Here is a 20,106-nt window from a genome sequence, read left to right on the forward strand (position 1 = left end):
CGACCGAGCCCGGCACCGGAGGGAGGCGCCGGGACCGGGGGCCGGGCCGTCGCGAGGGACTCAGGGTTTGATGGCGACGCCCGCGTAGGCGGAGACGTCCTGCCAGCCCTCGGGGAGGTCGGCGGTGCGGACGTGGCCGGGAGTCGGGCGCCAGAGCGGGAGTTGGACGAGGCCGGGGCCGACGAAGTCGAAGTCCCCGAAGAAGGGCTCGACCTCCGCGCGCGGGCGCAGGACGAGCGGGGCACTGGCGCTCCGGTAGATCCGGGTGCCCTCGGCGGCGCTCTCCTGGGAGGCGAAGTCAGGACTGCCGTGCGAGAGGATCAGCGCACTGCCCGGCGCGAGCGCCTCGCGCAGGGTGCGCACGATCTGCTGCGCGCCGTCCTCGTCGCGGATGAAGTGCAGGACGGCGACCAGCATCAGCGCGACCGGCCGGGAGAGGTCGACGGCGGCGGCCAGCGCGGGGTGGCCGAGGATGGACTGCGGATCGCGCAGGTCCGCCTCGATCACCGAGGTGCGCCCGACCGGGCGGCCGGCCAGCAGGGCGCGGGCGTGGGTGGCGACGATCGGGTCGTTGTCCACGTAGACCACCCGGGCGTCCGGGGCGACCCGCCGGGCGACCTCGCTGGTGGAGCCGACGGCCGGGATGCCGGTGCCGATGTCGACGAACTGGCGGATCCCCCGGCCCGCCGCGAACTCGACGGCCCGGCCGAGGAACTGCCGGTTGGTGCGGGCCAGCAGCGGCAGGGCCGGGTAGGCGGCGATCGCGGCCTGGGCGGCCTTGCGGTCCGCCTCGAAGTTGTCCTTGCCGCCCAGGTAGTAGTCGTACATCCGCGCGGTGTGCGGTACGCCGGTGTCCAGTTCGCTCGGCGGCTGCCAGTCCTCGGCCCTGGCCCATTGCCAGTCGGTGCTCGTGCCGTGGCCGACGGCCGCGGTGTCCTCGTGCGTCATCTTCCGCCCCCAATGCGCCATGCCGGAATTCGCTACCGCCCCGTAACACAGCGGCGCGCCGTGATCGTATCCAAGGACACGCCGTGGAAACAGGCGGAGTTCAGGTTTACGCAACACCCGTAGATTGGAGTGTGTGCACGTCAAAAGGTGGGCGGACACGCCGGTGGCGGATCGCCGGGCCGCGCCGCGCTCTCTATGCTGGCTGCCGATGACTGCCGACCGCCGCACCGTACTGCGCACCGCCGCCCAGCTGGCCGCCCTGACCGCCGCCGGCGGACTCGTCACCGGTTGCGCCGGCGGTAAGCCCCGCCGGGCCGACACCGGGGCGCTCGCCGCGCACCCCGGCGCCGTCGACCCGCAGCACACCACCGACCCCGCCTGGAACGGCGGGGAGGGCCCGGAGTCCCCCGCCCCGACCACGCCGGCCGACCCGCAGCCCGGTGGCGAGCCGAGCGCCGCCGCGGCCGCCACCACCGCCCCGCCGACCCCGCCGACGCTGGCGCCGCTCGCGGCGGGCACCCCGTTCGAGGTGGTGTACGGGCCGCGTACCGGCAAGAACGTGGCCCTCACCTTCCACGGCAGCGGCGACCCCAAGCTCGCCACCGCCCTGCTGGAGGCCGCCGAGCAGCGCGGCGCCAAACTGACCGTCATGGTGGTCGGCAGCTGGCTGGACCAGCAGCCGCAGATGGCCCGACGGATCCTGGACGGCGGCCACGAGCTCGGCAACCACACCCAGAACCACCTCAACATCTCCGCGATGACGCCGGACCAGGCGCGCGCCGAGATCGCCCAGTGCGCCGACCGGCTGCAGAAGCTGACCGGCACGATCGGCCGCTGGTTCCGCCCCTCCGCCGCCCAGTACGCCACCTCGATGGTGCGCGAGCAGGCCAAGGCCGTCGGCTACGAGCACGTGCTGTCCTTCGACGTCGACCCGCGCGACTACAACGACCCGAGCGCCGCCGAACTGCAGCGCCGGGTGCTGAACTCGGTGCGCGGCGGCTCGGTGGTGGCCCTGCACATGGGCCACCAGTGCACCGTCGACGCGCTGCCGGCGATCCTGGACGGCCTCGCCAAGGCGGGGCTCAAGCCGGTGACGGCCAGCCAGCTCTGCGCGTAGCCGGGGCGGCCGGACCGGCGACCCGTGCGCGCGGCCGGCCCGGCGGCCCGACCGGCGCAGGACGGACCGCAGGGCCGGCGCAGGCCGGGTCGGCGCAGGACGGGCCGGCCGGGCAGCCGGCGGGCAGCGGTCAGACCATCGGGTCGTCGTCCTTGTACGGCCGCAGCCGCAGCGTGCGGGCGTCCGTCCGCCGGATCTCCTCGGCCTGCTCGACCAGCTCCGCCAGGTCGTCCCGCTCGGCGTGGACGAAGCGCCCGTGCAGGCCGTCGAAGCGGCCGCGGGCGACGTCCACGGTGACCGCCACCATGTACGGGATCGAGGCCCAGGTCCTGTTGTCCCGGAACATCGGCATCCCGGCGGTCATGTCGGTGGCCACCGCGCCGGGGCTGATGTCCAGGACCACCACCCCGTACCGGGCCAGCGAGTCCGCGATGTTGTCGGAGAGCTGGAGCAGCGCGCCCTTGGAGGTGGCGTACGCGGTGTAGTGGCCGTCGGGGCGCACCGCGAAGCCGGAGTTGAGGTTGAGCACCCGGCCGCTCCGGCGGGCCACCATGCCGGGGAGCACGCAGCGCAGCAGGTTGTAGGGGCCGCGCAGGTTGGTCTCGACGACCCGCCACCACTGGGTGGGGTCGGTCTCCCAGACCGGCACCTCGGCGGCGTCGACCTGGCCGGCGTTGTTCACCAGCAGGTCGATCGGGCCGAGGTCGCGCTCGACCAGCCGGACGGCCTCGCGCACCGAACCGGGGCGGCACACGTCGGCCGTGACCGCGACCCCGCGCGAGCCGCGCTTGACGCACTCCTTGAGGGTGTCGCTCAGCGTGCCGTGGGTGCGGCCGACGAGGCCGACGGCCATGCCCTCGGCGGCCAGGCCGATGGCGATCTCCCGGCCGATGCCCCGGCCGGCCCCGGTGACCAGGGCGACCCGCCCCGTGAGCGATCCCGTCGACACCGCGTGTTCCCTTCCCGGCCCCGTCCACCGTCCGCCCGCCGCCGTCCCGGGCGTTCCGCCGAGACCCGCGGCCTGCTGTCGCGGCATTCTGTCGGCCGCCAGGCGGCGCCGGGCGCGGCCACACGCCCGGGCGGTGCGTCCCCACCCGTTCGGAGCAACCGTGGACGTGGCACCGCGCCGGGGAGGGGGTGACCTACTGGCCGGTACGGAGTAGTAACGTCGTCGGGGCGGTGACCGGTGCACCCATTCCGGTTCACCGACCCGTTGACCAGCAGCTCGCTGGGCCACCAGTTCGCTGGGCGACCCCCAGCACCACCGAAGGGCAACTGAGTGAGTGACATCGCGCGCGTCGGAGTAGTCGGCTGCGGACTGATGGGGTCGGGCATCGCGGAGGTCTTCGCCCGGGCGGGGCTGGACGTCCTGGTGTCGGAGGCCAGCGGCGAGGCGCTGGAGCTCGGCCGCACCCGGCTGACCAACTCCCTGGAGACGGCGGTCAAGCGCGGGAAGCTGAGCCCCGAGCAGCGGGACGAGGCGCTGGCACGGCTGTCCTTCACGGTGGAGCTGTCCGACTTCGCCGACCGCGACCTGGTGGTCGAGGCGGTCGCCGAACGCGAGGACATCAAGGTCAGGATCTTCGAGACGCTGGACCGGGTGATCGAGCGGCGTGACGCGATCCTGGCCTCCAACACCTCCTCGATCCCGATCGTGAAGCTGGCCGCCGCCACCTCCCGCCCGGAGCAGGTGATCGGCCTGCACTTCTTCAACCCGGCGCCGGTGCAGAAGCTGGTCGAGGTCATCCCCACGCTGACCACCTCGGCGACCACCACCGAGCGGGTCGAGGCCTTCGCCTCCCAGGTGCTCGCCAAGGAGCCGATCCGTGCCCGTGACCGGGCCGGCTTCGTGGTCAACGCGCTGCTCGTGCCGTACCTGCTCTCCGCGGTGCGGATGTTCGAGTCGGGCGTGGCCACCGCCTCCGACATCGACAAGGGCATGGAGGCCGGCTGCGCCCACCCGATGGGCCCGCTGCGGCTGTGCGACCTGATCGGTCTGGACACCATCGTCTCGATCGCCGAGTCGATGTACGACGAGTACAAGGAGCCGCTGTACGCCGCTCCGCCGCTGCTGTCCCGGATGGTCGACGCGGGCCTGCTGGGCCGCAAGTCCGGTCGCGGCTTCTACGACTACACCGCGAGCGCCTGACCGACGGCGGCAGGGCGCGGCTGCACCGAACGTGCGGCCGCGCCCTCGCTGCCTTCCGGCGGGGTGCGCTACTTGACCCCGGCCTCCGCGCAGGCCTGCGCGTACGGCTGGGTGCAGATGTCGGCCGCCTTGTAGAGCCCGCCGCCGACGACCGTGGCCTGCACCTTCGCCTTGGTCACCACGATCGGGGTGAGCAGCAGCGAGGGGATGTGCAGCGTCCCGCTGTCGGTGACGGAGGTGGCGGTGGTGCTGATGTCCAGGCCCTCGGCCAGCTGGACGGCGATGTTGCCCGCGGCGTCCGTCTCCGGCTTGTACGGCTTGTAGATGGTGTACGCCTGCTCGCCGGTGAGCACCCGGCGGACCGCGTCGATGGAGGCGTCCTGGCCGCCGACCGGCACGTTCTTGATGCCCGCGGCCTTCAGGGCGTCGATGACCGCGGCGGCCATGCCGTCGTTCGCGGCGTAGACGGCCTGGATGCCGTCCTTCCCGAGGCTCTGGATGGCCGCGTTCATCTTCGCGGTGGCCACCTCCGGCTTCCACTCGCCGGACTCCTCGTAAGCGATCTTCTTGACCTTGCCGTCCAGCGCCTCGTGCGCGCCCGCCTTGAACTGCGCCGCGTTGGGGTCGGACTCGGCGCCGTTGATCATCACGACGTTGGCCGAGGAGGCCTTGGAGCCGAGCGCGTCGAGCAGGGACTGGCCCTGGAGCTGGCCGGTGCGCTGGTTGTCGAAGGAGACGTACGCGGCGACCTTGCCCTGGGCCAGCCGGTCGTACGCGACGACCTTCACGCCCTTGGCGTTGGCGGCGTCGACCCAGGGAGCGGTGAGCTTGGCGTCGACCGGGTCGAGCAGGATGACCTTGACGCCCTTGGCGAGCAGGTCGTCGAACTGCTTCTTCTGGAGCGTCGCGTCGCCGCCCGCGTTGGCGTAGCTGAGGGTGCACTTGGTGCAGAGGCTGGTCACCGTCTGCTCGATCAGCGGCTTGTCGAACGCGTCGTAGCGGGTGGAGGACGCGCTCTCCGGCAGCAGCAGACCGATGCCCTCGCCGCCGCCGCCGGCCGCCGGCGTCTGGGGCGCCGCGGTCTGCCCGCAGGCCGTGAGGGTGAGCGCGAGCGACACGGCGGCCGTGCCCGCGGCCGCGAGACGCATGGGTCTGATCATGATCGGTGGTGCCTCCTGTACTGCGCCGCAACACTGCGGCAGGGGAGGGAGTCAAGCGCCACCGGGGGAACGCGTCAACGAGGGAGGAACCCTTCGTTATCCGCCTGCTCGATTCGTTACGGGATGAACAGGACTTTCACATCCCCTTTGGACTTTCGTGGGGGGGCGGAGCGCCGGGGCGGCGGGAGACCCCATGGGGGGGGAGAACGGCCTCCCGCCGCCGGCCGGACCGGGGCTCAGCTGTCGATGCTGTAGCTGTCGCCGTAGACCTTCCACTTCAGCGGCGGGTTGAGGTCGAAGTTCCTGGCGTTGAGGAACACCGACTGCTCGGTGTCGACCCGGCTGGTGTCCGAGTGCGCCTCCTCCTTCTTCATGACCACCTTGCGGACGTCCAGGAAGGCCTTGAGGTAGGTGGCCTCGTCGCCGCCCTGGGCGGGCGTCCTGGCCTTCTTCATGGCGGCCGCGCGGATGCCGCCGAAGCTGTCGGAGTCGGTGCCGGGGCCGTGCATCACGATGGCGTCGTAGTAGATGAACTGGCCGAGCGCGCGCAGGCCGTCGGCCTTGGCCTGGTTGACGGCGGGGTTGAAGTACACCCGGTCGCGCTCGTCGTTCTGGGCCTGCTGGAAGGCCGGGTCCTTGGCGGCGGTGGCCCAGTCCTTGACGAACGGGCTGCCGAGGCCGGCGTGCGAGTCGCTGCCGTTGACCTTCTTCAGCGCGGGCAGGTACTTGGCGAGGATGTTGCCGGGCTTGATGTCGGTGTAGTGCTGCACCAGCTCCAGCATGTCCCCGGTGCCGGAGCAGAAGCCGATGATGCCGGCGGTGTAGCCGCGGCCGTCGCCGATGTCCTCGATGTACTTGTACTGGGCCTTCCAGTCCAGCGACGAGTTCTCCGCGCTGGACACCAGCTGCATGGCGATGTCCTTCTTGTGCGGGTCGTCCAGGCCGACACCGCCGAGCCGGACGGACGTCGCGGCGGCGGGCGCGGCCTCGGCGGCCGAGGTGGCCGCGACCGTCAGCGGTGCGGCCACCAGGGCGGCGGCGAGGGCGATGCGGAGGGCACGACGGGGCTGCGGACGCATGAGTGCTCCGTTTCCTGAGTGGGTTAGGAAACCTTCCTAACGAGTAGGAAACTCCCTTCGCCCCGTGCCCCGCAAGGGCTTTGACCCATTCACTTCAAGCGGATGTGAACGGCCCAGGTCAGGCGACGCGAGGCCGGGGAGCAGCGGCGCGAGGCCGGAAGCGGCGACGCGAGGCCGGGGAGCAGCGGCGCGACACCGGGGACCGGCGGCGCGACGCCCCATCCACCGGACGCTCGCCGCCCCGGACAGCGCGAGGGGCCCCGCCCGGACCAGGTGGTCCGGACGGGGCCCCTCGGGCCCAGCGGTGTGCCGGCGTCAGGCGCCGCGCAGCACGGCGCCGGTGCGGCTGACGGCCTCGGCGACGGCCGCCTCACGGGCGGCGGTGGCCTCGTCGGCGGTCAGCGTGCGGTCGGTGGCGCGGAAGCGCAGCGCGTAGGCCAGCGACTTCTTGCCCTCGCCGATCTGCTCACCGGTGAACACGTCGAACAGCCGGATGGCCTCCAGCAGTTCGCCCGCGCCCGCGCGCAGCGCGGCCTCCACCTCGGCGGCCGGCACGGCGGCGTCGACGACCAGCGCGACGTCCTGGGTGGCCACCGGGAAGCCGGAGACCACCGGGCCGTCGACCTTGCGGACGCCGTCCGCGGTCAGCAGGTCGATGTCGAGCTCCATGGCCGCGGTGCGGGCCGGCAGCCCGAGCGCCTTGATCACCCGCGGGTGCAGCTCGCCCGCGTGCCCGACCAGCCGGTCGGTGCCGGCCACGACCAGGGCCGCGCAGCGGCCCGGGTGCCAGGGTGCGTGCTGGTCCTGGCGGACGGTCAGCTCCACGCCGGCCGCGCGGGCCACCGTACGGGCGGCCTCGACCGCGTCCGCCCAGGAGGCCTGGGCACCGTTGCCCCACCAGCCGGAGGGCAGCCGCTCGCCCGCGAGGGCGACGGCGACCCGGCGCGGCTGGTCCGGCAGCGCGGCGTCCAGCGCGGCCAGCTCCTCGTCGCTGGGCCGGTGGTCGACGGCCGGGCGCGGGGCCACGGTCAGCTCGTCCTTGGGCAGGAAGACGGTGCCGGTCTCGAAGACCGCCAGGTCGGTGTTGCCCCGGCCGACGTTGCGCCGCAGCGCGCCGAGCAGGCCCGGCAGCAGCGTGGTGCGCAGCGCCGGCTCCTCGTCGTTGAGCGGGTTGACCAGCTTCACCGTGCGGCGGCGCCGGTCGTCCGGCTCCAGGCCGAGCGCCTCGAAGGCGGCCTCGCCGAGGAACGGGTAGTTGTTGACCTCGACGTAGCCCGCTCCGGCCAGCGCCACGCCGATCCGGCGGTGGACGCGCTGCGCCTCGGTCAGGCCCTTGCCCGGCGGCACGTTGGGCATCCGGGCGGGGACGTTGTCGTAGCCCTCCAGCCGGATGACCTCCTCGGCGAGGTCGTACGGGTCGGTGAGGTCGGGCCGCCAGGTGGGCGGGGTGACCTCGAGGACGTCGGCGCCCGAGACGGAGCAGCCGATCTCCTGGAGGCGCCGGGTGACGGTCTCGCGACCGTACTCGGTGCCGGCGACCCGGTCGGGCAGGTCGGCGGCGATGGTGATGGTGCGCACCGGGTGCGGGGCGGCGATGTCGGTGACCCCGGCCTCGGCGGTGCCGCCGGCGATCAGCACCAGCAGGTCGACGGCGCGCTGCGCGGCGGCGCGGGCGGCCTCCGGGTCGACGCCGCGCTCGAAGCGCTTGGACGCCTCGGAGGGCAGCTTGTGCCGCTTGGCGGTGCGGGCGATGGACACCGGGTCGAAGTGCGCCGCCTCGATGATCACCTCGGTGGTGCCCGGGCCCGCGGCCGGGTCGAGGATCTCGGTGGAGGCGCCGCCCATGACGCCGGCCAGCCCGATCGGGCCGCTGTTGTCGCAGATCAGCAGGTCCTCGGCGGCGAGCTCGCGCTCCACGCCGTCCAGGGTGGTGAGGGTCTCGCCCTGCTCCGCCCGGCGGACCGAGATCGGGCCGTCCACGCGCTGCTTGTCGTAGGCGTGCAGCGGCTGGCCGACCTCGAGCATCACGTAGTTGGTGATGTCGACGGTCAGCGAGATCGGACGGATGCCCGCCTTCTGCAGGCGGCGCTGCAGCCAGATCGGGGACTTCGCGTTCGGGTCGACGCCGACGACCGTCCGGGCCACGAATCGGTCGCAGCCGGCCGGGTCGTTGACCTTGACCAGGTAGCCGAAGGAGTTGGCCGGCGGCACGTCGAGCAGCGCCGGGTCGGCCAGCGGAAGCCCGTACGCGGTGGCGGCCTCACGGGCCACGCCGCGCATGGACAGGCAGTAGCCGCGGTCCGGGGTGACGGCGATGTCCAGCACCTCGTCGACCAGCTGCAGCAGCTCGATGGCGTCGGTGCCGGGCTCGTACTCGGGCGGGAGCACGATGATGCCGTTGTGGTCGTCGCCCATGCCCAGCTCGCGGGCGGAGCAGATCATGCCGGCCGAGGTGTGGCCGTAGGTCTTGCGGGCCGAGATCGGGAACGGGCCGGGCAGCACCGCGCCCGGGAGCACGACCACGACCTTGTCGCCGACGGCGAAGTTGGTCGCGCCGCAGACGATCTCCTGCGGCTCACCGGTGCCGTTTGCGTCGCCGACGTTGACGAAGCAGTGCCGGATCGGCTTCTTGAAGCCGGACAGCTCCTCGATGGAGAGCACCTCGCCGACCACCAGGGGGCCCTTGAGGTCGGCGCCGAGCTGCTCGACGGTCTCGACCTCCAGGCCGGCCCGGACCAGGCGCTCGGCCACGTCACGGCCGGTCTCGCCGGCCGGCAGATCGACGTACTCGCGCAGCCAGGAAAGCGGGACGCGCATCAGATCTCCATCCCGAACGGGAGGGTGAAGCGCACGTCACCCTCGACCATGTCGCGCATGTCCGCGACGTTGTGACGATTCATCAGGATCCGCTCCAGACCCAGGCCGAAGGCGAACCCGCTGTAGCGGTTCGGGTCCACGCCGCAGGCGACCAGCACCCGCGGGTTGACGACGCCGCAGCCGCCGAGCTCGATCCAGCCCTCGGAGGAGCAGGTGCGGCACGGGCGGTCCGGGTTGCCGACGCTCTCGCCGCGGCACACGAAGCACTGCAGGTCGATCTCGGCGCTCGGCTCGGTGAACGGGAAGTACGACGGGCGCCAGCGCAGCTCCAGGCCGCCGCCGATCAGCTTCTCGACCAGCACCTCGATGGTGCCCTTGAGGTCGGCGAAGGTGATGCCCTCGTCGACGGCGAGGCCCTCGACCTGGCGGAACACCGGGGTGTGGGTGGCGTCCAGCTCGTCGGTCCGGTAGACCCGGCCGGGGCAGACGACGTAGATGGGAGGCTCGCGGTCGAGCATGGTGCGGGCCTGGACCGGCGAGGTCTGGGTGCGCAGCACGACGCCGGAGTCCGCGGAGCCGTCCGGGGCCTGGACGAAGAAGGTGTCCTGCATGGAGCGGGCCGGGTGGTCCGGGCCCAGGTTGAGGGCGTCGAAGTTGAGCCACTCGGCCTCGACCTCGGGACCCTCCGCGACCTGGTAACCCATCGCGACGAAGGTGTCCTCGATGCGCTCGGCCAGCGTGGTCAGCGGGTGCCGGGCACCGCGCGGGGCGCGGTCGTACGGCAGCGTGACGTCCACCGCCTCCTCGACCAGCACGCGGGCGTCCCGCTCCGCCTCCAGCTCGGCCTGCCGCTTGGCGAGCGCCTGGTTGACGGCGCCGCGGGCCTGGCCGATCAGCTTGCCGGCGGCTGCCTTGGCGTGCGGCGGAAGGGCGCCGATCTCGCGGTTGGCGAGCGAGAGCGCGGAGCGGTCGCCGGTGTGGGCGACCTTGGCCTGCTTCAGCTCGTCCAGGGTGCCGGCGGCGGCGAAGGCGGCGATCGCCTCGTCCCGCGCCTGCTCCACCACCTCGGGCTTGAGGGCCTCGACCTCGACCGGGTCGTACGACTTGTTGGGTGCCGACATCTCTATCTTTCCCGTGCTCCTGCTCGTCCGTGCTCAGGTGTGTGGGCTCGCCTTCGCGTCACGCCCGGCGGGGCCGGGGCGCGGGCACAGCCGATCTCCGTGTCAACGGGGAGAGGTGTCCGCGGCACAGCCGCACAGGGCGTTGCGCAACGCCAAAGGTCGAGTGTAGTCGCAGCGCGTAGCGCGGCTGCCGTCAAGCCCGTCCGGGACCGACTTCCAGCAGGCCCTGCTGGTGGCTCGTGCTCCGTCAGAGCATGAAGTCGGGCACCCCGGCGGGCAGGATAAATCGGAACCGGGCGCCGCCGCCGGGCGCGCGGTCGACCCTGATCGAGCCGCCGTGGGCCTCCACGATGCCCTTGACGATGTAGAGGCCCAGGCCGGTGCCACCGCGCTTGGAGCCCCGCCAGAAGCGGGTGAAGACGCGCGGCATCGACTCCTCGGGGATGCCGCTTCCTTCGTCGCTCACGGTGACCGCTGTGCCTTCCACGATGCGGGGCGGGGTGCCGGAGCGCTCCCAGACGGGCGCCTCGACGACCTCCTTGGCCGGTGCCACCTCGATCGTGACAGTTCCCTCGCCGTGGCGCACCGCGTTTTCCAGCAGGTTGGCCAGCACCTGGTCGACCTTGTCCGGATCGGCCCAGAGCACGGTCAGCGGCTCGCCGATCCGGACGTCGAACCGCTCCTCGGGGATGCCGGTGGCGACCTTCCGCTCGACGTGCTGGCGCACCGCGGCCGCGAGGTCCACCACCTGCTTGCGCAGCTCCAGCCGACCGGAGTCGATCCGGGAGATGTCCAGCAGCTCGGCGATCAGCCGGGTGACCCGGTCGGCGTCGGCGTCCACCGTCTCGAGCATCAGGCGCTTCTGGCCGTCGGTGAACCGCTCCCACTTGGCCAGCAGGGTGGCGGTGAAGCCCTTGACGCTGGTCAGCGGGGAGCGCAGCTCGTGCGCGACGGTGGCGATCAGCTCGGCGTGGCTGCGCTCGGTACGGCGCCGGGCCTCGGTGCCGCGCAGGGCGATCACCAGCCGCTGCAGCGGCCCGCACGGCGCGGCGCGGACGTACCGGGCGGAGACCAGCACCTCGCGGCCGCCGGGCAGCAGCAGGTTGCGCTCCGGCTGGCGGGTGCGGGTGGCCAGGCCGCCGTACGGGTCGGTCAGCTGCCACCAGCGGCGGCCGTCCAGGTCCTCCAGCGGCAGGGCGTCCTCCAGGGCGCTGCCGAGCGCGGCCTCCGGGAGCACGCCGGTGAGCCGGGCCGCGGCCCGGTTGAAGCAGACCACCCGGCCCAGCGCGTCGGCGACCACCAGGCCGTCCGGCAGGTCGTCCGGGTCGAGCTCTGGCCCGCTGCCGACCATGGGTTGCCTCCCCGATTACCCACCGTGCCGTTCCCCCCACCGAGGCAGACCATAGCGCCTCGCAGGCCCACGCAGTAGGGCTTGCAGCGTGGTGATCCGGGCGTGCCCCGGGGCGGGTGTCAGCTGTTCGAGCGGCAGCCGCCGGGCGAGCGCTGCGCCCGGGCCGAGGCGTACAGGCAGACGGCCGCCGCGGTGGCCAGGTTGAGGCTCTCGGCATGCCCGTGGATCGGGACGCGCACGACCTCGTCGGTGAGCGCGCGGGTCTCCTCCGGGAGCCCCCACGCCTCGTTGCCGAACACCCACGCGCCGGGGGCGCCCAGGGTGCCCTCGTCGAGCTCCTGGTCCAGGTCGCGGTCGCCCGCGCCGTCCGCGGCGAGCACCCGGATCCCGGCCTCGCGCAGCTTCCCGACCGCCTCCTCGACCGGCACGCCGACGGCCACCGGCAGGTGGAACAGGCTGCCGACGGAGGCCCGGACGGCCTTCGGGTTGTAGAGGTCCACCGAGGCGTCGGTGAGCACCACGGCGTCCGCGCCGGCCGCGTCGGCGGTGCGCAGCACCGTGCCGGCGTTCCCGGGATCGCGCACGTGGGCGAGGATCGCCACCAGCTTGGGCCGGGCTCCGAGCACCTCGGCGAACGGGGTGTCGATGAAGCGGCAGAGCGCCACGATGCCCTGCGGGGTCACCGTGTCGCAGATCCCGGCGATCACCTCGTCGGTGGCGGTCAGCACCGGCAGCCCTTCGGCGAGGGCTGCGTCGACGATGTCGGCATGCCGCTCGGCGGCCTCCAGGCCCACGTACACCTCGACCACCGCGTGCTCGGCCGTCCCCGGGAGCCGGCCGAAGGCGACGGCCTCCCGCACGGCCTGCGGGCCCTCGGCCAGGAAGCGGCGCTCCTTGGTGCGCTGGTTGCGCTTGGCCAGCCGACGGGCGGCGACGACGCGCGGCGAGCGCAGGGAGGTGAGCAGGGGGGTGTCGGTGCTCGGCATGGTCTCGTTCTCTGTGGCGGGGTGCGCTGCGTGCGGGACGGGGAACCGGGGCGGCGGCGCAGGCGGAAACGCGGAGGCGCGGGCGGGAAACGCAGAACCGGACCCGCAGGAGAGCCTGCGGGTCCGGTCAGAGCTCAACCGATCTCGGAAGATCAGGCGGCGTCCGCGGCGGCCTTCGGGGCGTTCACGTCGGCCGGCAGCGCCTTCTGGGCGACCTCGACCAGGGAGGCGAACGCACCCGGGTCGTTGACGGCCAGGTCGGCCAGCATCTTGCGGTCGATCTCGACGCTGGCGGCCTTCAGGCCCTGCACGAAGCGGTTGTAGGTGATGCCGTTGGCACGGGCCGCAGCGTTGATGCGCTGGATCCACAGCTGACGGAAGTCGCCCTTGCGCTTCTTGCGGTCGTTGAAGTTGTAGACCAGCGAGTGGGTGACCTGCTCCTTGGCCTTGCGGTACAGGCGCGAGCGCTGGCCGCGGTAGCCGCTGGCGCGCTCCAGGATGACCCGGCGCTTCTTGTGGGCGTTGACTGCCCGCTTGACGCGTGCCACTTGATTACTCCTTGGGTTGGACCACGGACTACTTCACGTGGTCCGTCATTCGAATGGGTCGGGAAGGATCAGCTGCCCGCGCCGGCTCGCGCCGGGCGGGAGGGCGATCACTTGCCGAGAAGCTTCTTGATCTTCTTGGCGTCAGCGGGGGCCATCTCGACGGTGCCGGCCAGCTTGCGGGTCAGCGTCGAGGGCTTGTGCTCCAGGAGGTGGCGGCGACCGGCGCGCTCGCGCAGCACCTTGCCAGAGCCACTGATCTTGAAGCGCTTGCTGGCGCCACTGTGCGTCTTCTGCTTCGGCATTTCGCCGTATCTCCTCGTCGGTCCCGTCCACACCCGCGCGACCTGGGCCGCGCGGGCGTGAACTGGATGGATCTTCGTGACCGGGCGGGACGCCCTGTCACTCGGGGGCCGAACCCCGGACTGCCGTGAGCCTCGCGGCTCAGGCGCCCTGGGGGGCGGCCGGCTGCTCGGCCGGAGCCTCGGCCTCGGGGGCCTGGGCCTCGGCCGGGGCGTCCTGCACCTCGGTCGCGGCGTCCTCGTCCGCGGCGGCGGCGTCGGAGCCGGAGGTCCGGCCCTGCCGCTCGGCCTTGCGGGCGTCCGCGAGGGCGCGGGCCTCGGCCATCGCCTCGGTCTTCTTCTTGTGCGGGCCAAGAACCATGATCATGTTTCGGCCGTCCTGCTTCGGCGAGGACTCGACGAAGCCCAGGTCCTGGACGTCGTCGGCGAGCCGCTGCAGCAGACGGAAGCCCAGCTCGGGGCGGGACTGCTCACGACCGCGGAACATGATCGTGATCTTGACCTTGTCGCCCTGCTTGAGGAACCGGACGACGTGACCCTTCTTGGTGTCATAGTCGTGCGGGTCGATCTTCGGCCGGAGCTTCATCTCCTTGATGACCGTGTGCGCCTGGTTCTTGCGCGCCTCACGGGCCTTCATGGCCGACTCGTACTTGAACTTGCCGTAGTCCATGAGCTTGCACACCGGCGGCCGGGCGGTCGCCGCGACCTCGACCAGGTCGAGGTCGTACTCCTGCGCGAGCTCCAGCGCCTTGGCAAGCGGCACGATGCCGACCTGCTCGCCGCTGGGACCGACGAGTCGCACCTCCGGAACGCGAATCCGGTCGTTGATGCGGGGCTCGGTGCTGATGGGGCCTCCTCGGTTGCACCTTCTGCGATGCGGCCGTCGGACGGCGGTCGCACGTAGTGGACTCGACCACTGGGCGGGGCTTCATTCGAGCTGCGCTGCCCGGCGCCTTCCGGCACCTGCACCGCGACACGAAAAAAGCCCCGCTCGGTACAAGCGGGGCTCCACACAACCGGGGGCTGCGCCCGGTGAGGGGCGCTGCGGGCGACTCGGCGCCGTGGCGCCCGTCGCGGACCGGACCCGTCGACCGCGAGGCCGATCAGGTGGGAGACTTTCGCGGTTGCCCTCTCGGGCCTCCTTGCAGTGGAGCCTCCACTTGCTGGCCGGGGGCCCATGCGGGATCCCGGCCGGTCAGTCTCGAAGCATACAGCGCCGGGAGGTCGAACGCTATTCCGCCCCGCCACGGTGCCCGCTCCGCGCGTCACGGGGCCCCACAACGGTGCCCGCTCCGTACCTGATGGGCCCCTTGTACGCTCCACCTGTACCCACTCGGCACGAAGGAACGAGCCCCTCTTGAGCAGCGAGCCCACTCAGCACCCCGGCGCGGACGACGACGCGATCGGCTTCGACGACCTCACCCGCGACATCGCCGAGGTCCCGGCCGTCGAGGTGATCACCACCGTCGCCGTCCACCTGATGAGCGCGGCCGCGGTCAAGTGCGGCCTCGCCGAGGGCGGCGAGAAGGACAAGGACCTGGACGAGGCCCGCAAGCTGATCACCGCGCTCGCCGGGCTGGTCACCGCCGGCGCCCCCGAGATCAGCAACTTCCACGCGGCCCCGCTGCGGGACGGCCTGCGCTCGCTCCAACTGGCCTTCCGCGAGGCCTCGCTCGTCCCGGACGCGCCGGGCGCGGGGCCGGGCGAGAAGTTCACCGGGCCCGTCTACTCCTGAGACCGGTCCGAAGGGCCGCCCACCGGTGGGCGGCCCTTTTCGCCGGGCACCTCGGCTCTACCGCCGGTACAGCGCCTCCCCCGGCAGTTGCGCGCTCGCCGGGAGCACCGCGAGGTCCAGCCCCCGGTCCAGCCGCACCCGCAGCACCGGATCCCCCGCCACCGCCCGGCCGAGGCGCTGCGCGGCCTCCTGCAGCCCCGTCTGGTCCAGCGCCGGGTCGAACACCACGGCGAGCACCCCGTCCGAGTCCTCCGAGGGCGCCAGCAGCCCGCTGACCACCTGCGGCTCGGCCGCCAGCAGCGCCCGGACCGCCTCGCGCACCTCCGGGTCCGCCACCGGCGGCAGGTACGGGCGGTTCTCCGCGAGCGCCCGCAGCCGGGCACCGGTCAGCAGGAAGGGCACCGGCCCGGCGGGGTCGACCAGCAGGGTGTCGGCGCGTTCCGAGAAGGCCACCATGGCGGCCTGCGGGGCGGCCGTCGGCGCCGGGCGGGCGTCGGCGCGCCAGCGGGCGAGCGTCTCCAGCGAGGTGAAGGCCGGCAGCGCGCGGCGCCCGTCCGGGGCCTCCAGGACCGGGACGGCCATGTCGCTGCTCTTGTCGTGCCGGTGTCCGTGCTCGTCCACCTCGACCTCGCCGAGCAGGGCCACGATCGGGACCATCAAGCGGGTCGGGGTCAGCGCCGCCAGCACCTCGGGCTCGGCCGTGCGGTCCTGCGACCAGCGGGCGAGGGCCGCGGTCAGCGCCGGGTCCGCCGTGCCGTCGTCGTCGGAGAAGCCGGGATTCGGGATGCTCTTGCCGACGAACGCCGGGTTGGGGAAGTCTTCGCGGTCCACCTGGCCGACCCTATGCCACCGCGGGCCCGCGGCCGCATTCCGCTGCACGGCCCCGGCGCCCGGCCGCGCTCCCCGCCGCGGCACCACCCCGGCACCCGGCCGCGCTCCCCGCCGCGGCACCCGACCGCGCTCCGCGCCCCGGCCCGCGCGGTTCCGGTGCGCTCGCACCCCTACCCACCGGTAGCGCGCTGTGACACCCTGCGGCCATGGTGATGCTCGACGCTCCCGCTCCCGCCCCGGTCTCCGACCGCCACCGGTACGACCGGGCCACCGCCCACCTGGACGGGCCGGTGGCCGTGGTGGACCTCGCCGCCTTCGACGCCAACGCCGCCGACCTGGTGCGCCGGGCCGGCGGGAAGCCGATCCGGGTCGCCAGCAAGTCGCTGCGCTGCCGGGCCCTGCTGGAACGGGCGCTGGCCGTGGACGGGTTCCTCGGGGTGATGACCTTCACCCTCGACGAGTCGCTCTGGCTGGCCCGCACCGGCGTGCGCGACATCCTGCTCGCCTACCCCTCCGCCGACCGGGACGGCTACGCCGAGCTGACCGCCGACCCGGAGCTGGCCCGCGGGATCACCGTCGTGCTGGACGACCCGGCCCAGCTGGAGCTGATCGACAAGGCCCGCTCCGGCGACGCCGAGGTGCGGGTCTGCCTGGAACTCGACACCGCCCTGCACCTGCTCGGCGGGCGGGTGCGGGTGGGCGCGCGGCGCTCACCCCTGCGCACCCCGGAGGACCTCGGCGCCTTCGCCGAGCTCGTCCAGCGCCGCCCGGGCTTCCGGGTGATCGGACTGATGGCGTACGAGGGGCACATCGCCGGGGTGGGGGACCGGGTGCCGGGCCGGCCGGTGCGCTCCCGGCTGATCCGGCTGATGCAGGACCGGGCCCGGGCGGAGCTGGTCGAGCGGCGCGCGGCGGTGGTCCGCCGGTTGCGGCAGGTCGCCGAGTTGGAGTTCGTGAACGGCGGGGGCACCGGCAGCGTGGAGTCCACCGCGGCCGAGCGGGCCGTCACCGAGGTGGCGGCCGGCTCGGGGCTGTACCAGCCGCAGCTGTTCGACAACTACCGCGTCTTCCGGGGCCGTCCGGCCGCGCTGTTCGGCCAGCCGGTGGTGCGCCGCCCGGGGGTCGGCGTGGTGACGGTGCTCGGCGGGGGCTACCCGGCGTCCGGCGCGGCCGGCCCGGACCGCTCGCCGGTGCCGTACCTGCCGCCGGGGCTGCGCTACGACCCGATGGAGGGCGCGGGCGAGGTGCAGACCCCACTGCTCGGCTCCGCGGCGGACGACCTGCTGATCGGCGACCGGGTCTGGTTCCGGCACGCGAAGGCGGGCGAACTGTGCGAGCGCTTCGCGGAGTTGCACCTGATCGAGGGGGACCGGATCGTCCGGACGGTGCCGACCTACCGGGGCGAGGGGAAGACCTTCCTCTGACCGGTTCCGGGCCTCCGGGTGCCAGCCGGTCTTTCGGCAGCCTTAAGCGGGCCCGAGGGGACACCTAATTCCGGTGTCCCCTCGGGCCTGTGCGCTGCCCGGCGCCCTACGATCCGTCAACGAGCGTGTCACGCACGGCTATTGCCATCTGGTCCAGACCAATCCTACGCTCTGGCCGGGGCCCGCGGTCCGGGCCGGCGGTCCCCGGACGGGCAGGCGTGTCCGCTCTCCCCCACACCCGCCCGGAACGACGGCCGAGGAGCCCCACCCCATGTCCATCAAGCGCAGTGTCCTGTCCGCCGGCGTGGTCGGTGCCGCGGTGCTCGCGGTGGCCGCGACCACCGCCGGCACCGCCCACGCCCACGGCACGATGACCAACCCCGTCAGCCGGATCGCCGCCTGCTACGCCGAGGGCCCCGAGCACCCGGTCTCGCAGGTCTGCAAGGACCTCGTCGCCGCGAGCGGCACCCAGCCGCTGTACGACTGGAACGAGGTCAACATCGCGAACGCGGCCGGCAACCACCAGGCCCTGATCCCGGACGGGAAGCTCTGCTCCGCCAACCGCGACAAGTACGCGGCGCTGGACTGGCCGCGCACCGACTGGCCGGCCACCCCGGTCAGCGCGGGCGCCTTCGCCTTCCAGTTCCGCACCACCGCACCGCACGTCGGCAGCCAGACCGTCTACATCACCAAGGCGGGGTACGACCCGACCAAGCCGCTGAAGTGGTCGGACCTCGACCCGACCCCGGTGGCCCGGGTGCAGGTCGACCGCACCGCCGCCAACGGCTACTACACCTACTCCGGCACCCTGCCGCAGCGCACCGGGCGCCAACTGCTCTACATGATCTGGCAGCGCAGTGACAGCCCCGAGGCGTTCTACAGCTGCTCGGACGTCGACTTCGGCACGCCCAAGGCCGCCGGGGCCCCGGCCGTCTCCTCGCTCGCCGCCCCGGCCGCGCCCAGCGACGCGCAGATCGCCGCCGACGCGCCCAGGTCCACGGTCGCCCACCACGGCCACGGCGGTGACCCGAACGCCCCCGCCGGCCAGCCGCTGCCGACCACCTCGGCGGCCGTGGCCGGCACCTCGGCCACCGGTCCGCTGCTGCTGGCCGGCGCCGCGGCGCTCGGCGTCGGCTGGGCGGGCATGGTGCTCCGGCGCCGTCGCGTCGAGGCTGTTCGACGCGACTCCTGACGCCGGAAGGCGGGGCCGGGCCGGTCCACCCCCGTCCGGTCCGGTCCCGTGGCCGCGTCGACGCGAGGGGCCGAACGACGGCGGCCCACCCGGGAGGGGGTGCTCCCGGGTGGGCCGCTCGCGGCGTGAGGAGCGGGGGCTCAGGTGGTCTCGGTCCCCGAACCGTCGGGGCTGCCCGCGCCGCCCGAGCCGCCCGAGCCGCCCGAGCCGCCGCCCGGCATCCCCGGGAGGCCGGGGATGCCGGGGATGCCGGGGACGGTCGGCAGCTTGCCCTTGTAGTCGGCGATGCCCTTGACGATGGTGTCCATCACGGCGACGTCCGGCGCCTTGTCGGCGATGTCGAAGCCGAAGTGCACCGAGACCAGCGACTTGCCGTCCGAGGACGGGAAGACCACGGTCTGCACGTAGCCGCTGTTGCCCTTCGCCGCGTTCACCTTCCAGCGGACCAGGTAGCCGTCCTGCCCGTCGACCTTGACGGCCTCGGACTTGAGCTCCTGGTGCCCGGTGCTGTCCCCGTACGCCTCCTTGGCGGCCTTCTCGATGTCCGCCTTGGCCGCCGCCTGGACGTCGGTGCCGCCGCCGTCGATCCGGCCGGTGGTCACCCCGCCGAGAGTGCACTGGCCGGTGCCGTCCGGGCAGGTGTACGAGCCGATGGTGATCGCCGCGTAGCCGTCGGGGGTCTGGTCGGCCTGCCAGCCGGCGGGGACGGGCAGGGTGAGCTTGTTCACCAGGTCGAGCGCCTTGCCGGCGCCCGGCCGGGACTTGCCGCCGCCGTTGCCCCCGCCTCCGCTGCCGCCGTTGCCATTGCCATTGCCATTGCCACTGCCGCCGCCGAAGCCGGGGAGGCCGCCGAACGGGCCGCCGCCGTCGGGCGCCGGCAGCTGCCGGGCGCTGCGCTGGCTGCGGTCCTTGCCGTGGCCGTCCATCGCCAGGTAGGTGATGCCCGAGCCGGCTCCCAGACCGAGCAGGGCGGCGACGGCCGTCGCCACCACCAGCCTTGAGGGCTTGCGCCAGGCCCGGCGCGGCGCCTTCGCGGGCTCGCCGACGGCACCGTAGCCGGTGCCGAAGGGCGGGGGCTCCGGGTAGCGGACCGTCGGGCCGCTCTCCAGGACCTCGCCCTCCAGCACCGTGGGCCGCTCGGCCGCGCCCGGCCCCGGAGCCGCGGCGGCCGGGGCCTCCGGCTGCGGCGCGTCCGAGGGTGCGGGCCGGGTGTCGGCCGTCCAGCCCCTGCCGTCCCACCACCGCTGCGGTCTCGGGTCGCTGGTGGTGTCCTTCGGGTCCGGGTACCACCCGGCTGGAATCTGCTCGCTCACACCAGAGAATGTAAAGGCAGCCGGATAAACGCGAAA

At 73.3% G+C, this 20,106-nt stretch carries 18 protein-coding genes; 5 read left to right on the forward strand and 13 right to left on the reverse strand.

Going from position 1 to position 20,106, the window contains the following annotated elements:
* Positions 1–60: 60 nt before the first annotated feature.
* The gene (locus ACGF07_RS16175; RefSeq protein WP_392899144.1) at positions 61–948 is read right to left on the reverse strand and encodes an SAM-dependent methyltransferase; all 888 of its coding nucleotides are present in this window, start codon (positions 946–948) and stop codon (positions 61–63) included.
* Between the two features lie 208 nt (positions 949–1,156).
* Between ACGF07_RS16175 and ACGF07_RS16180 the strand changes: the two genes are divergently transcribed.
* Positions 1,157–2,065, forward strand: a complete 909-nt coding sequence (locus ACGF07_RS16180; protein WP_392899147.1) for a polysaccharide deacetylase family protein — start codon at positions 1,157–1,159, stop codon at positions 2,063–2,065.
* A 130-nt stretch (positions 2,066–2,195) separates the two neighbouring features.
* Here ACGF07_RS16180 and ACGF07_RS16185 read toward each other — a convergent pair whose 3' ends face one another.
* Positions 2,196–3,014: an SDR family NAD(P)-dependent oxidoreductase gene (locus ACGF07_RS16185; RefSeq protein WP_392899150.1), complete on the reverse strand. Its 819-nt coding sequence runs from the start codon at positions 3,012–3,014 to the stop codon at positions 2,196–2,198.
* 330 nt (positions 3,015–3,344) lie between these two features.
* Here ACGF07_RS16185 and ACGF07_RS16190 point away from each other — a divergent pair, with 330 nt between their 5' ends.
* Entirely contained in the window at positions 3,345–4,214 is an 870-nt protein-coding gene (locus tag ACGF07_RS16190) for a 3-hydroxybutyryl-CoA dehydrogenase (RefSeq protein WP_350741554.1), read from the forward strand.
* Positions 4,215–4,282: 68 nt separating this feature from the next.
* On the opposite strand, the gene ACGF07_RS16195 is transcribed toward ACGF07_RS16190, so the two are convergent.
* The 9 genes from ACGF07_RS16195 to infC all read right to left on the reverse strand — a co-directional run bounded on the left by ACGF07_RS16195 (position 4,283) and on the right by infC (position 14,422).
* A complete protein-coding gene (locus tag ACGF07_RS16195) occupies positions 4,283–5,362 on the reverse strand; it encodes a substrate-binding domain-containing protein (RefSeq protein WP_350750225.1) in 1,080 nt (359 codons plus the stop codon).
* A gap of 248 nt (positions 5,363–5,610) precedes the next feature.
* Positions 5,611–6,453 carry a chitosanase gene (locus ACGF07_RS16200; protein WP_392899153.1) on the reverse strand — a complete coding sequence of 281 codons (843 nt, stop codon included), beginning with the start codon at positions 6,451–6,453 and terminating at the stop codon, positions 5,611–5,613.
* A 315-nt stretch (positions 6,454–6,768) separates the two neighbouring features.
* Positions 6,769–9,270 (reverse strand): phenylalanine--tRNA ligase subunit beta, encoded by a 2,502-nt coding sequence (pheT, locus tag ACGF07_RS16205; RefSeq protein WP_392899155.1) that lies wholly within the window; start codon positions 9,268–9,270, stop codon positions 6,769–6,771.
* Positions 9,270–10,391, reverse strand: a complete 1,122-nt coding sequence (gene pheS, locus ACGF07_RS16210; protein ID WP_392899158.1) for a phenylalanine--tRNA ligase subunit alpha — start codon at positions 10,389–10,391, stop codon at positions 9,270–9,272. The genes pheT and pheS overlap by 1 nt, the downstream gene beginning before the upstream one ends.
* Before the next feature lie 247 nt (positions 10,392–10,638).
* Entirely contained in the window at positions 10,639–11,742 is a 1,104-nt protein-coding gene (locus tag ACGF07_RS16215) for an ATP-binding protein (RefSeq protein ID WP_392899161.1), read from the reverse strand.
* Between the two features lie 119 nt (positions 11,743–11,861).
* On the reverse strand, positions 11,862–12,728 hold the full coding sequence (locus tag ACGF07_RS16220) for a TrmH family RNA methyltransferase (RefSeq protein ID WP_392899164.1): 867 nt from the start codon (positions 12,726–12,728) through the stop codon (positions 11,862–11,864).
* A gap of 152 nt (positions 12,729–12,880) precedes the next feature.
* Positions 12,881–13,276 (reverse strand): 50S ribosomal protein L20, encoded by a 396-nt coding sequence (rplT, locus tag ACGF07_RS16225; RefSeq protein ID WP_030055649.1) that lies wholly within the window; start codon positions 13,274–13,276, stop codon positions 12,881–12,883.
* Positions 13,277–13,383: 107 nt separating this feature from the next.
* Complete coding sequence (rpmI, locus tag ACGF07_RS16230) at positions 13,384–13,578, reverse strand: 50S ribosomal protein L35 (protein WP_030286227.1); 195 nt, start codon at positions 13,576–13,578, stop codon at positions 13,384–13,386.
* 139 nt (positions 13,579–13,717) lie between these two features.
* Entirely contained in the window at positions 13,718–14,422 is a 705-nt protein-coding gene (gene infC / locus ACGF07_RS16235) for a translation initiation factor IF-3 (protein WP_350744471.1), read from the reverse strand.
* Between the two features lie 510 nt (positions 14,423–14,932).
* On the opposite strand from infC, the gene ACGF07_RS16240 reads away from it, so the two are divergent.
* Entirely contained in the window at positions 14,933–15,310 is a 378-nt protein-coding gene (locus ACGF07_RS16240) for a DUF1844 domain-containing protein (protein ID WP_350744453.1), read from the forward strand.
* A 57-nt stretch (positions 15,311–15,367) separates the two neighbouring features.
* Here the strand turns inward: ACGF07_RS16240 and ACGF07_RS16245 are convergent, their stop codons facing one another.
* On the reverse strand, positions 15,368–16,141 hold the full coding sequence (locus ACGF07_RS16245; protein ID WP_392899168.1) for an SseB family protein: 774 nt from the start codon (positions 16,139–16,141) through the stop codon (positions 15,368–15,370).
* A gap of 206 nt (positions 16,142–16,347) precedes the next feature.
* Between ACGF07_RS16245 and ACGF07_RS16250 the strand changes: the two genes are divergently transcribed.
* Positions 16,348–17,565 carry an alanine racemase gene (locus tag ACGF07_RS16250; protein WP_392899171.1) on the forward strand — a complete coding sequence of 406 codons (1,218 nt, stop codon included), beginning with the start codon at positions 16,348–16,350 and terminating at the stop codon, positions 17,563–17,565.
* Between the two features lie 271 nt (positions 17,566–17,836).
* Complete coding sequence (locus ACGF07_RS16255) at positions 17,837–18,757, forward strand: lytic polysaccharide monooxygenase (protein ID WP_392899174.1); 921 nt, start codon at positions 17,837–17,839, stop codon at positions 18,755–18,757.
* Between the two features lie 140 nt (positions 18,758–18,897).
* Here the strand turns inward: ACGF07_RS16255 and ACGF07_RS16260 are convergent, their stop codons facing one another.
* The gene (locus ACGF07_RS16260; RefSeq protein ID WP_392899177.1) at positions 18,898–20,070 is read right to left on the reverse strand and encodes a DUF2510 domain-containing protein; all 1,173 of its coding nucleotides are present in this window, start codon (positions 20,068–20,070) and stop codon (positions 18,898–18,900) included.
* Between the last annotated feature and the right edge of the window lie 36 nt (positions 20,071–20,106).

The sequence above is a fragment of the Kitasatospora sp. NPDC048194 genome (assembly GCF_043202455.1).
GTDB lineage: Bacteria > Actinomycetota > Actinomycetes > Streptomycetales > Streptomycetaceae > Kitasatospora.

Bases quoted from the DNA above. Each gene is read 5' to 3' on its own strand.
- ACGF07_RS16175 (WP_392899144.1), bottom strand. From the start codon at position 948: ATGACGCACGAGGACACCGCGGCCGTCGGCCACGGCACGAGCACCGAC.
- ACGF07_RS16180 (WP_392899147.1), top strand. From the start codon at position 1,157: ATGACTGCCGACCGCCGCACCGTACTGCGCACCGCCGCCCAGCTGGCC.
- ACGF07_RS16195 (WP_350750225.1), bottom strand. From the start codon at position 5,362: ATGCGTCTCGCGGCCGCGGGCACGGCCGCCGTGTCGCTCGCGCTCACC.
- ACGF07_RS16200 (WP_392899153.1), bottom strand. From the start codon at position 6,453: ATGCGTCCGCAGCCCCGTCGTGCCCTCCGCATCGCCCTCGCCGCCGCC.
- pheT (WP_392899155.1), bottom strand. From the start codon at position 9,270: ATGCGCGTCCCGCTTTCCTGGCTGCGCGAGTACGTCGATCTGCCGGCC.
- pheS (WP_392899158.1), bottom strand. From the start codon at position 10,391: ATGTCGGCACCCAACAAGTCGTACGACCCGGTCGAGGTCGAGGCCCTC.
- ACGF07_RS16215 (WP_392899161.1), bottom strand. From the start codon at position 11,742: ATGGTCGGCAGCGGGCCAGAGCTCGACCCGGACGACCTGCCGGACGGC.
- ACGF07_RS16220 (WP_392899164.1), bottom strand. From the start codon at position 12,728: ATGCCGAGCACCGACACCCCCCTGCTCACCTCCCTGCGCTCGCCGCGC.
- rpmI (WP_030286227.1), bottom strand. From the start codon at position 13,578: ATGCCGAAGCAGAAGACGCACAGTGGCGCCAGCAAGCGCTTCAAGATC.
- ACGF07_RS16250 (WP_392899171.1), top strand. From the start codon at position 16,348: ATGGTGATGCTCGACGCTCCCGCTCCCGCCCCGGTCTCCGACCGCCAC.
- ACGF07_RS16255 (WP_392899174.1), top strand. From the start codon at position 17,837: ATGTCCATCAAGCGCAGTGTCCTGTCCGCCGGCGTGGTCGGTGCCGCG.